This is a genomic window from Alkalihalophilus lindianensis, assembly GCF_032843265.1.
GTDB lineage: Bacteria > Bacillota > Bacilli > Bacillales > Bacillaceae_D > Alkalihalophilus > Alkalihalophilus lindianensis.
Window position 1 is genome coordinate 1 of record NZ_JAWJBA010000304.1, and the last position, 273, is coordinate 273.

1 protein-coding gene is annotated in these 273 nt (G+C 30.4%); it reads left to right on the plus strand.

Annotation, left to right across the window (positions count from 1 at the left end):
• On the plus strand, positions 1 to 212 hold a 212-nt coding region (locus RYX56_RS22355; RefSeq protein WP_317124122.1), incomplete at its 5' end, for a glycosyltransferase.
• Positions 213 to 273: the final 61 nt, after the last annotated feature.

A 273-nucleotide genomic window follows, 5' to 3' on the forward strand; every position in this document is an offset into this window, starting at 1 on the left:
TTTCCTCAGATCTTAACTATTACCTATCGGATATGGAAAACTCAATTATTGTTGATGATTGTTCAGAAAAGAGTTTTCGTGATGCGTTACGAAAAGCTTTAGGATTGAAACCAGAGGAAAAAAGAATAATGCAAAGTTATGCAAGAAGGACCGCTGAAAAATATTTTGATTATCGTAATTATATAGAGGAAATTAGACAGATCCTTAAGTGATTTTTATTAATGATACCAGAAAGGAAGAATGATTTGATAGAAAAAGCACAGTATTTTTTAC